The sequence below is a fragment of the Rhodohalobacter halophilus genome (genome assembly GCF_001715195.1).
GTDB lineage: Bacteria > Bacteroidota > Rhodothermia > Balneolales > Balneolaceae > Rhodohalobacter > Rhodohalobacter halophilus.
Genome location: NZ_MDWE01000007.1, coordinates 15,819 through 27,778, shown reverse-complemented (window position 1 = coordinate 27,778; position 11,960 = coordinate 15,819). Strand labels below are relative to the sequence as shown.

Annotated in this window: 8 protein-coding genes; 7 read left to right on the top strand and 1 reads right to left on the bottom strand. The window is 47.4% G+C overall.

Going from position 1 to position 11,960, the window contains the following annotated elements; translation table 11 throughout:
• The first annotated feature begins 30 nt into the window (after window positions 1–30).
• From eno to BG260_RS02610, 4 genes are all read left to right on the top strand, one after another.
• Window positions 31–1,317, top strand: coding sequence for a phosphopyruvate hydratase (eno, locus tag BG260_RS02625; protein ID WP_069130394.1), 1,287 nt, complete (start codon window positions 31–33; stop codon window positions 1,315–1,317).
• A 147-nt stretch (window positions 1,318–1,464) separates the two neighbouring features.
• Window positions 1,465–2,595, top strand: coding sequence for a DNA replication/repair protein RecF (gene recF, locus BG260_RS02620; RefSeq protein WP_069130393.1), 1,131 nt, complete (start codon window positions 1,465–1,467; stop codon window positions 2,593–2,595).
• Window positions 2,596–2,598: 3 nt separating this feature from the next.
• Entirely contained in the window at window positions 2,599–2,895 is a 297-nt protein-coding gene (locus BG260_RS02615; RefSeq protein ID WP_069130392.1) for a DUF721 domain-containing protein, read from the top strand.
• A 22-nt stretch (window positions 2,896–2,917) separates the two neighbouring features.
• Window positions 2,918–3,922, top strand: a complete 1,005-nt coding sequence (locus BG260_RS02610) for a CdaR family protein (RefSeq protein WP_069130391.1) — start codon at window positions 2,918–2,920, stop codon at window positions 3,920–3,922.
• A 7-nt stretch (window positions 3,923–3,929) separates the two neighbouring features.
• Here BG260_RS02610 and BG260_RS02605 read toward each other — a convergent pair whose 3' ends face one another.
• Window positions 3,930–5,180, bottom strand: a complete 1,251-nt coding sequence (locus tag BG260_RS02605) for a 4-hydroxy-3-methylbut-2-enyl diphosphate reductase (protein WP_083750061.1) — start codon at window positions 5,178–5,180, stop codon at window positions 3,930–3,932.
• A 182-nt stretch (window positions 5,181–5,362) separates the two neighbouring features.
• On the opposite strand from BG260_RS02605, the gene BG260_RS02600 reads away from it, so the two are divergent.
• The 3 genes from BG260_RS02600 to BG260_RS02590 all read left to right on the top strand — a co-directional run bounded on the left by BG260_RS02600 (window position 5,363) and on the right by BG260_RS02590 (window position 11,925).
• Entirely contained in the window at window positions 5,363–8,185 is a 2,823-nt protein-coding gene (locus tag BG260_RS02600) for a M16 family metallopeptidase (protein WP_083750068.1), read from the top strand.
• A gap of 223 nt (window positions 8,186–8,408) precedes the next feature.
• Window positions 8,409–10,133 carry a carbon starvation CstA family protein gene (locus tag BG260_RS02595; RefSeq protein ID WP_069130390.1) on the top strand — a complete coding sequence of 575 codons (1,725 nt, stop codon included), beginning with the start codon at window positions 8,409–8,411 and terminating at the stop codon, window positions 10,131–10,133.
• 502 nt (window positions 10,134–10,635) lie between these two features.
• On the top strand, window positions 10,636–11,925 hold the full coding sequence (locus tag BG260_RS02590) for a DEAD/DEAH box helicase (RefSeq protein ID WP_069130389.1): 1,290 nt from the start codon (window positions 10,636–10,638) through the stop codon (window positions 11,923–11,925).
• Window positions 11,926–11,960 lie beyond the last annotated feature (35 nt).

The window sequence follows — 11,960 nt, the reverse complement described above, 5'->3', positions numbered from 1 at the left end:
ATATATAGTAACTAACCGAAAAATACGATTATGAGTTTAATTGAAGACATCCACGCACGACAAATTCTGGATTCTCGTGGGAATCCAACCGTAGAAGTAGATGTGGTCTTGTCGAACGGAATTATGGGAAGAGCTGCCGTACCGTCAGGGGCATCAACCGGAGAGCACGAAGCTGTAGAGTTGCGCGACGGAGAGAAAGATTATTACCTGGGTAAAAGTGTAAAAAAAGCCGTGGAGAATGTAAACGGCCCAATTGCCGATGAACTGATCGGGTACCCCGCGTACCTTCAGACCGAGGTTGATCAGCTGATGCTGCAGTTAGACGGCACTCCAAATAAATCTAACCTGGGTGCCAATGCGGTTCTGGGCGTTTCCATGGCCGTGGCCAAAGCAGCTGCCGAAGCTACCGGTTTACCTTTGTGGAGATATCTGGGAGGTGTAAATTCCAAAGTGCTTCCGCTGCCTATGATGAACATTATTAACGGCGGTTCGCACGCCGATAACAATGTTGACCCTCAGGAATTTATGATTATGCCTGCCGGTGCCGACTCTTACAGCCGAGCCGTACAGATGGGAGCAGAAGTTTTCCATAACCTTAAAAAGGTTCTCTCATCTAAAGGATACAACACAGCCGTAGGAGATGAAGGCGGATTTGCACCCAATTTAAAATCGAATGAGGAAGCCTTGGAAGTTATCCTGAAAGCGATCGAGAAAGCGGGTTACACCCCCGGAGATGACATTCTGATTGCACTGGATCCCGCCTCATCAGAGTTTTACAACAGCGAAACCGGGCTCTATGAATTTAAGTGGAGCGACGGATCAACACGCGATGCAGACGCTATGGTTGAGTATTGGGCAGAGTGGGTTGAAAAATACCCAATCATCTCCATCGAAGATGGAATGTACGAAGATGACTGGGACGGGTGGAAAACCCTGACTGAGGCCATTGGCGATAAAGTTCAGCTTGTGGGCGATGATCTGTTTGTAACAAATACAAATCGCCTGGCAGAGGGAATTAAGCGCGGAATTGGGAACTCCATTCTGATCAAAGTGAACCAGATCGGAACTCTCACCGAAACTCTCGATGCCATTGAGATGGCTCACAAAAACGGTTACACTGCGGTTATTTCACACCGCTCAGGTGAAACGGAAGACACCACCATTGCAGACATTGCTGTGGCAACAAACGCCGGACAGATCAAAACCGGATCGATGAGCCGAACCGATCGGATTGCAAAATACAATCAGCTTTTCCGAATAGAAGAGGAGCTGGGCGACAGTGCAATCTTTCTGGGAAGAGACGTCTTTGGCCTCTGATCCTTCAAGATCTAACATTTTCAAAGGGACAGTTTTATCGCTGTCCCTTTTTTTATAGCTCAAAATGATGAGGCCCGCAGTTGTACCTGAGACTCATCAATAATTCATGTATTTTGTGCTGCTGATGAAACTCATGAAATGTAGAAGATGCGCATAAATCGACTCAAGTTACGCTACTTTCGAAACCACACGGAGACCGAGGTCCGATTTGCCCCGCATATCAACCTGATTACCGGACAGAACGGTTCGGGAAAAACGAATTTAATTGACGCCATTCATTACCTCTGCATGAGTCGCAGTTTTGTTGCTTCAAGTGATATGTATGTGCCAAATCATGATGAAAAATACTTTATGGTTGATGGCGATTTTGAGGGAGAAATTCGCGCATCATTTAAAGTAAGCTGCAGTTACTCCAAAGGTGAAGGAAAAAAGATCTTTGTGAACGACAGTCCGCTCGACAGACTTTCAGATCTGATTGGGATGGTTCCGGTTGTCGTTTTAAGCCCTGAGGATAAAAAATTAACCAGCGACGGGCCGGCTGAGAGGCGATCTTTTCTCGACTCTCTAATCAGCCAGATATCCCCCAAATACTTGCGAGACCTGATGAAATTCAGGAAGATCAGAAAACAGCGAAATAAACTGCTGCAGGAATTTCGAGGATCCCTGTCGATGCTGAAAACCTACCTGGAGCCGTGGGATGAACAGATCACAGAAGTCGGCGCGTCCATTATTTTTAAACGATCAGAAGTTTTAAACCAGTTCAAGCGGTATTTGGCGCTTCAGTACCGAACTATCTCTGAGCTAAAACTGGAACCCACGCTTGAGTATCAAACCATATCCGATAATTTAAGTAGCCCTGAAGAGATCCAAAAACGTTACAGGGAGCTGCTTGAGGATGACTTTGAGAAAGAGGCCGAGCGTGAGCAGACACTCACCGGCCCCCATAGAGATGAGATTGTTTTTTATCTTGATGAAATGGAACTTCGAAAGTATGGATCTCAGGGACAACACCGTCTTTTCTCAATGGCGCTGAAAATGGCTCAGCTTTTTTACTATACCGATCAGTTGGACGATCTCCCGATCATGCTGCTGGATGATGTTTTTGGCAATCTGGACCAGCATAAAATTGATGTAATAACGGAAACACTCACGAAACACAGCGGTCAAACGTTTATAACCTCAGCTACCGACCGGCCATTCAGCGTCAGTCAGTTCGACGGGGTTGAGACGAATGCATGGTTCACAGTAGAGAACGGAACCGTTTCACGCAGATTTTAACCTATGGCTTTTGGGAAAAAACCGGAGTCGATCGAACGGCTCCTGAAAAACTTCATGCAGAAAATACCTCAGAAAACTGAACTGAGGCGGGGTATGGTACTGCACTTTTGGCCGGAAGTTGTTGGGGAGAATATCAGTGCCGTTACAAAAAATCTTCGGTTTGAGGGGGACAAACTTTTCGTAAATGTGGAGAGCGAAGTGTGGCGACACGAAATTCACGCCAACCGATTCTCCATTGCCAAGCGCCTGAATGAGAAGGTTGGCTCGAAAGTTGTGAAAGAAATTGTTGTGCGAGCATAAATTTAATCTGCATATTATAGGCATGAATTTCCTGAAATTTCTAACTGAACGTTTCAAAGCATTCTTTACCTCGACTGAGGCGGAGGCCGAAGATCCCGACGAGCAAGATCTGTTTGCCCGCGAAAAGGTTGTCGCTTTTTCAATCGCATTTGTATTTGCTTTGAGCTTGTGGTTTGTGGTGAACATGAATCGCGATTTCAATATCTCGGTAGAAGTGCCGATTGTATTGACCAATCTGCCGGATCACCTTGCGTTGCGCAGCGAAGTACCCGATCATGCTACGGTAAGTGTAACCGGGGAAGGGTGGCAGCTCATCTCACTCTACAGCAATCCGCCGAGAGTGAATCTGAATGCAGAAAATCAGCAGATTAATCTATTTGAGCAGATTCGCAATATGTCGGGGCCTTTTTCTGACCTAAACGTGGTACAGGTGGAACCGCTGATGTTAACCATCGAGACGGAAGAGAAAGCGACCAAGCGAGTACCGGTTATATCCAGAATAGATCTCAATCTGCGAAGTCAGTTTGGGTTAATTGGAACTCCAACCATAGAGCCGGATAGTGTTACCCTTACAGGGGCCGACTCGATACTGGATGAACTTAATGGCTGGGAAACAGTACAGGTATCGCTTGACGATGTACATCAAAGCCTTGAACGAACTGTTAAACTACGCTCTCCTTCCGGCGGACTTTCAGTTGATGCCTCAGAAATCACCTTTCGTGTTGATGTTGCTGAATTTACCGAAGCAGAAGTACGGGTACCCATTCGCACAAGAAATTTACCCTCAGGCCAGGCCGTCTCTTTTAATCCATCATCGATTATCGTTCGGTTTGATGTACCTATCCATCAATACTCAGAAGTTCAGGGGACCCGCCCTTTTGCAGCCTATGTAAATTTCGAAGATCTGGAACTGGATGACACCGGTTATATCGTACCCAATATTGAAATTGTGAACGATAATTATGAAATACGCCTCAGAAGTTTTCAACCTCCACGGGTCTCCTACTTCAATATTATCCCGGACTGACTTTCAGTCAACCCTCCGCAATCAGCTTCTCTTCAAAAGGTCGCAGTATGTCGTCCAACGCCTTCGTCTCATCAAACAGTGACAAAATCTTAAGCATCACCTCATCCACCAGCACATCCGGGCAGGAAGCGCCGGAGGTAAGGGCAATTTTCAGGTTTCTCTGATCAGTAGGCAGCCAGTCTTCGGTCTTCTTCATCTCTTTTTCCCACTGATTGAAGTGATGAATTTCTTTTGTTGAATCAAACTCTTCGGCATCACGGATATGAAAGGTCGGGCAGTGATGCTCCAGTATTTCCACCAGGTGCATGGTGTTTGAGGAGTTGTAACCGCCCACCACAACGGCGATATCCGGTTTTGCATCGGCCAGGGCGTATGTGGCAGATTGATTTTCATTGGTGGCGTAGCAGAGTGTATCGGATGTGTCGGCAAAATGATCAAGCACATTCTCTTCTCCAAACCGCTCCCTTGCGGCGGTTTTCAGGATCTCCATTACCTGCTGTGTCTCCGTTGCCAGCATAGTGGTCTGATTGATCACGCCAAAGAACTCCAGATCTTTTAGCGGATCGAACCCGTCGGTGCTCTTGTGGCCAAAATACCTTTCAAAATCTTCGATTGGACGCTTTTCGGTCATAATATCGGCCAGGACTTGCGCCTCTTCAGGGTTCAGCACAACCACGGTTGGAGAGTGATCGGCGCTGTGCGAAAAGGTTGCCCGGGTCTCTTCATGTTGATGCTTGCCATGAACCACCAGGCTGTACCCTTTTTTCCCCAGCTGATTACCTCGTTTCCAAACCTTCTCCACAAACGGACAGGTGGTGTTATATTGATATGGGTCGATCCCCTTGGCTTTCAGCTTTTCACCTATCTCGAGTGTAGTTCCAAACGCGGGTACAATCACGACATCACCTTCAGAGAGATCCTCAATAGGAATTCGAACCGACCCGTCGGTATCAAAAAGGAATTTCACTCCGCGTTTTTGCAGGTCCTCATTCACCGTGGGGTTGTGAATCATCTCGCTGAGCAGGTAGATATTCTTTCCGGGATTCTCTTCCACAGTTCGATAGGCGATGTCGATGGCGTTCTCTACTCCGTAGCAAAACCCGAAGTGGCGCGGAATTAAAAATGTGACCGGTCCGAAGTCCAGCTCGGTTGGGGCAAGGTCCTTCTTGCGCGGATCGGTGATTTTGTTTGCCTCTTTTACTTTGCGGATGATGGGCGATTTAAACATCGCCGGAATTTCAAACTCTTTACGGGCCATGGGCTGGGTTTGGGGTCAAATTTTTTAAAGAATCAATTTTTAAAGAATCAAAAAGATACAAAGTTCATCAGAGAAACACTTGATGTGAGAAGATGATTCAATTTTTTACAATCATGGGCTATATTTTCCGATTGAATCATGTACATTCCCATCTGAACACGTCAACCAAAAGTACACACCACATGAAGTTATCCTATCCGATTTTTGCAACCATTTTTGGCGCGATGCTATTTCTGGCCGGCGCCTGCAGTTCGTCATCAGAAACAGATTTTTCCGTAGAATATGAGAAGTTCACCCTCGACAACGGTCTGGAGGTTATTTTTCATAAAGATGATTCTGACCCCGTAACCGCGGTGGCGCTCACATTTCACGTTGGTTCAGCCCGCGAGCTTCCGGGACGAACCGGGTTTGCTCACCTTTTTGAGCACCTGCTGTTTCTTGAGTCGGAGAACCTGGGCCGTGGCGGATTGGATCAGATGAGTGCAAGAATTGGAGGATCGGGAGCGAACGGCTCCACCAGTCGTGACCGGACAAATTATTTTCAAACCGTACCGAATGATGCCCTTGAAAAGATGATCTGGGCAGAAGCTGACAAGATGGGCTTTTTCATCAACACGGTGAATGAGATGGTGCTTGAGAAAGAGAAGCAGGTTGTAAAAAACGAGAAGCGACAGGGAGTGGATAATGCACCTTATGGCCATACCGGCTATGTAATCGGGAAGAACCTATACCCGGAAGGCCATCCGTATAACTGGCAGGTAATCGGCTCTCTGGATGACCTTCAGGCGGCTACACTGGATGACGTGGTAAACTTCTACAACACATGGTATGTACCCAATAACGCCACGCTGGTGATTGCCGGTGATTTTGATTCGGATCAGGCCCGCGAATGGGTTCACAAATATTTTGATGAGATTCCACGCGGAGACGAAATTGAGCCGTTGGAAAAACAACCTGCTGAATTGAATGAGACCAAAAAGTTATACCACGAGGATAATTACGCCCGCCTGCCGGAGCTTCGGCTGACCTGGCCCGGAGTGGAGAATTATCACGAAGATGCATATGCACTTCAAATTCTGGCCCAGTTACTTTCAGACGGGAGAACGGCTCCGCTTTATGAAGTACTCGTGGATGAGAAGGAACTCACCTCCGGTGCGAGTATGTACAGCAGTAATTCAGAGCTTGCCGGTGAGATCACCCTACGGGTCAGAGGATATTCCGGCGTGAACCTGAACGAAGTGTTAACGGGCATCGAGGAAGCTTTTGAGCGATATGAAGAGAACGGGTTTACTGAAGATGATCTACAGCGGACAAAAGCCGGAATTGAAACAAGTTTCTATAACGGCCTGTCCAGCGTGTTGGGCAAAGCATTTCAGTTAGCTCAATACAACATCTTTGCGGATGACCCGGGTTACATCAATCAGGATATCCAAAAAACACTGGATGTGACTCTCGAGGATGTAGATCGGGTATATCATCAGTACATCAAGGACAAGCATTACGTAGCTACCAGTTTTGTGCCGCGCGGTCAGACCGATCTCATTTTGACCGGATCGGAGGAGGCTGATGTGGTAACCGAAGAGATTGTTCAGGGAGCTGAGGGAGAGGATTTTGTATTGCCGGAAGATACTGCATACGAACGGACTCCTTCATCATTTGATCGAAGTGAGGAACCGCCTTACGGACCTGAGCCAGAGATTACTGTTCCGCAAGTATGGACTTCTGAGCATAGTAACGGGATGAAAGTGTACGGTATAGAAAACCGGGAGCTGCCGCTGGTTCAATTCAATATCCGGATTGACGGCGGTCTTTTGGTAGAAGATCCCGAGAAAACTGGTGTCGCGAATCTGCTGGCTGATCTAATGACGCGCGGAACAGTCAATAAAACTCCTGTTGAATTGGAACAAGCAATTGCACTACTGGGGGCAAATATAAACGTAAGCTCAGGCAGTCAGTACTTTACGATTACCGGAAATACACTTGCCAGAAACTACGAAGCAACCCTCGATCTTATTGAGGAGATTTTACTCGAACCCCGCTGGGATGAACGCGAATTTAACCTGGCCAAACAGAGTGTAATGAGCCGAATTGCTCAGCAGCAATCAAACCCTAACAGCATTGCTACAAATGAGTTTAACAAACTGCTGTATGGAGAGGATCATATTCTGTCATTCAGTCCTCTTGGAACTGAAGAGAGCGTGGAGGCAATCACCATCGACGACCTGAAAGCATACTATGACGCATATATTTCGCCATCCGTCGCCACTTTTCATGTAGCGGGGGCTATCAACCGGGAAAATACAGTTGCCTCACTTTCAGATCTGGAGTCGCGCTGGGAGGCAGTAGACGTGAATTTGCCGTCTATAACCATGCCTGAGCCGTTAGAAGAATCTTCCGTCTATTTTTATGATGTACCCAATGCCTCACAATCTGTTTTGAGAATTGGCTACCTGGCCATGCCCGAAACCGATGAGGATTACTTTCCCGCTACGGTGATGAACTACATTCTGGGAGGAGGCGGATTTGCATCGCGACTCACGCAAGAGCTTCGGGAAGGCAAGGGATACACCTACGGCATCCGATCCGGATTTTCGGGCAGCAATTTGCCGGGCCCGTTTACCGTGAGCAGTGGCGTGAGAAGCAACATCACCTTCGAGGCCGTCGAGTTGATCCGGGATATTATGGCAGATTACCCGGGCTCATTTACCGAGCAGGATCTTGACAACACCCAAAGTTTTCTGCTGAAGAGTAATGCCCGTGCATTTGAAACGCTTGGAGCCAAGCTGGGAATACTTCAAACCATGAGCGCCAACGGTTGGTCGGCCGATTACATCAATGCTCAGCAGGAGATTGTTCGTAAGATGAGCCGTGAGGAGATCAGCGAGCTGGCAAGAAAATACGCCAACCCTGATCGTATGTACTACGTGATTGTAGGCGACGCCCGAACACAGCTTGACAGACTGAGTGGGCTGGGTTATGGAGATCCGGTATTGTTGAATAACTAGGCTTAGCCATGGAAACACGGAAAAAATCTCCCCTCGAGGGGAGTGCTGCGTAAGCAGTGTGGGGTGTTATATTTTGCAGCTAGATTATTTGCCACGGAAGCACGGAATTCACTGAAAATTTTATGTTTTTCCGTGCTTCCGTGGCTTATTCAAAATTGCACATTTATACTAAAAGTTTATTTTGAAGGTTGAATCCGACAACGCTCTATAAACCCATCGAACTGTGCCGGCAAGCTTAGTCGCTGCATTATCGCTCATTCTTTTCTTTATCGGGTACCGATACTACTCAAAGTATCTGGCTGAAAAGATCTATCAGCTCAACCCGGATTTTATGACTCCGGCACACGAATTCAACGACGGTCGGGATTATGTACCGGCTAATAAGTTTGTACTTCTCGGTCACCATTTCACTTCTATAGCCGGGGCCGCCCCGATTGTCGGTCCGGCCATCGCCGTTTACTGGGGCTGGGTTCCGGCGATGCTTTGGGTGGTGCTCGGTACCATCTTCGCCGCCGGTGTTCACGACTTTGGAACCATGGTACTCTCGGTTCGCAACAAAGGGCAGTCGGTGGGTACACTTGCTGATAAACTGGTCGGGCGACGGGCTAGACTTCTATTCCTATTTATCATTCTCATTCTTGTATTGATGGTGAATGCCGTATTTGCCTGGGTAATATCGAACCTCTTTATCAGTTTTCCGGCCACGGTCCTCTCCATCTTTATTCAGATTCCGCTGGCCATCTGGATTGGGTTCAGGGCATATCGCAAAAGCGGGAACATGTTAATCCCCTCCATCATTGTACTGGTTGTCATGTACTTCACGGCCATCATTGCCAGCTACGTTCCGGTGCTGCAAATCGACCTGGTTCAATATTTTGGAGGAGAGGAGACGGTCTCACTTCTGGGGCTCACCGGTGTGGAGCTGGCCTTTCTCTCCTGGATTATCGTGTTGATGGTTTACGTTTATTTTGCATCCACGCTTCCGGTTTGGATGCTGCTTCAGCCACGTGATCTGATCAACGCGTATCAGCTTATTCTGGGTTTGGCCATTCTCTATCTCGGCCTTTTTGTGATCAGTCCGGAAATAACGGCGCCGCCAACTAACACCGATACGGGAGATGTAAGCTGGTTCCCTCTGCTCTTTATTACGATTGCCTGCGGAGCGATCTCCGGCTTTCACGGACTGGTGTCCTCGGGAACTACGGCCAAACAGCTGGATAAGGAGACCGATGCTCGTTTCGTCGGATATCTTGGAGCCATTGGGGAAGGTTCACTGGCGCTGATTACCATCGTAGCCATAGTTACCTACTTCAACACAACCGGAGAGTTTTTAGAGAACTACCACTCTTTTGAGGCAGCCGGAGCCACAGGATTGAATATTTTTGTGGAAGGCGCGGCCCATCTCGCAACCGGATTAATGATCCCGCCGGAAGCCGCACAAACTATTATCGCAGTGATCGTCATCAGTTTTGCCGCAACTACACTGGACACTTCCGTTCGGCTAATGCGTTATATTTTGAACGAGCTGGGCAAAGAGTACAACGTGAAACCACTCACTCAACTTCACACCTCCACAATGGTTGCTGTGGGAACCAGCGCGGCTCTTGTTCTGCTGCCGGAGGGCCCGCGCGGTTTAGGGTCCGGTGGATATCTTCTCTGGCCACTTTTTGGCACATCCAATCAACTACTTGCCGGAATTAGCTTGTTGTTAATCACCATCTGGCTCAAACGACTGGGGCGTCCGATAATATACACGCTTGTTCCCATGATCTTTGTCCTGTTTATGACGATCTGGGCCATGGTTGAGCAGGTCGTTTTTGACTGGTCCGGCGTGGGAGAATCTGACTTTAACCTGCTGCTATTCTCATTCGGAGCCATCATTCTCGGTTTTTCACTCTGGATTATGCTGGAGGCGTTTACTCTTTTTCGCAGGAAGAGTAGTGAGTAGCAAGTGTCAGGTATTTGGCTTTATACTCATCACCTACTTTCTTTCTCGCAGAGTATTGCTAAGCAAACCGCAGATTTTCGCAGAATATCTGCGAGCAAAAAGGATATTACTGATATACAATTAATAACTATGATTTGAGCATTTAGCTAAAGCTTATTTCCCATAGTTGGAAATCCAATTCTTCTCCGTACCTTATGCACCTTCAACTGGCGTTCGACGTTGACCTGTCCATCCGATTCTATTTTATCTCTCTTCAGTAAGTTCTTTTTTCTGAATGTTTGTGAAACGCGCTTTTGGCCGGGAAGTATCTCCGAATTTGTATTCAAGAGCGGAGCGATGCGCGTGAAGAGCGGCAGACATTTATAATAAAGACTTCAGGCCGAGTCACGGTTTACCAATAGATGGATTTATTGTGTCCATAACAGATGGTTTTACCGTCATGGAATGCGTACATCGAGCCACCCAAGACTCCGCCGGAAGTACACTAAAACTACTTTTTTTAATGAATCAATCTTCATTCTCAACGCTGAACATTCAGCCTGAAATTCTTAAAGCTATCAACGACATGGGCTTTGAGGCCCCAACTTCCATTCAGGAAAAATGTATTCCTCAAATTTTTACAGGTACCGATCTGGTCGGTCAGGCACAAACCGGAACCGGTAAAACGGCCGCATTTGGAATTCCGGCTATTCAAATGGCCAATAAAGGATCCAAATCCCCCAGTGTTTTAATTTTAACACCCACGCGCGAGCTGGCAATTCAGGTAACAGGCGAACTTATTAAACTTGCCAAACACGTAAATGGTGTATTTACTGTACCGGTATATGGCGGACAGCCGATCAGCCGGCAGCTCAAAGCGCTGAAAAAAGGCGCACAAATTGTAGTTGGAACTCCCGGCCGTGTGATTGACCACCTAAAGCGTGGAACGCTAAAACTGGGTGCCCTGGAAATGGTAGTTCTAGATGAAGCAGATGAAATGCTCAATATGGGTTTTCGTGAAGATCTCGAAGAAATTCTCAGCTACAGTAAAGGAAAATCACAGACTATTATGTTTTCGGCCACCATGCCAAAGGCGATCAAAAAGATCATGGACCGCTGGATGGACAACCCCAAGACAATTAAAGTTGAAGGTCGCGCTCAAACAGCTGAAGGAATTGAGCAGTATGTAATGGAAGTCCGCGACTCGATGCGGGTTGAAGCAATTTCCCGCGTCATTGACATGACCGATGCCCGACTCACCCTTGTCTTTTCAAATACGAAACGGCGTTGCGACTCCCTTGTTGAGGAGTTCCAGGCTCGCGGATTTTCAGCAGATGCTCTCCATGGAGACATGCGCCAGAACATTCGTGATAAGGTGATGAACAAATTCAGAAATGGAAAGATTGACATTCTGGTAGCCACCGACGTTGCCGCCCGCGGTCTCGATGTAGACGATATCGATGTAGTTTTTAACTATGATATCCCTCAGGACCCAGAGTTCTATGTACACCGGATCGGGCGTACCGGACGAGCAGGAAAGTCCGGACTTGCAATCACATTCTCTACCGGACGTAAGCGCAAGAGCATCCGTTTTATTGAAAAAATTATTGGCACCAAGCTGATGCCGTTGCCAATGCCATCATCCAAAGAGGTACAAATGTCGAAGATGGAGTCGCATCTGGATGAGATTGTGGATACACTTCAAAAAGGTGGCTTGCGTGAATATATCGATCAGCTGGAGCCGCTTGCTGAAGGAGATTTCACACCGATAGAAATTGCGGCCGCACTGATGAAGATGAAGTTTGAAAAGTAAGTCGGGCAGAAGGTAACGGGTAGCAGGTATCAAGA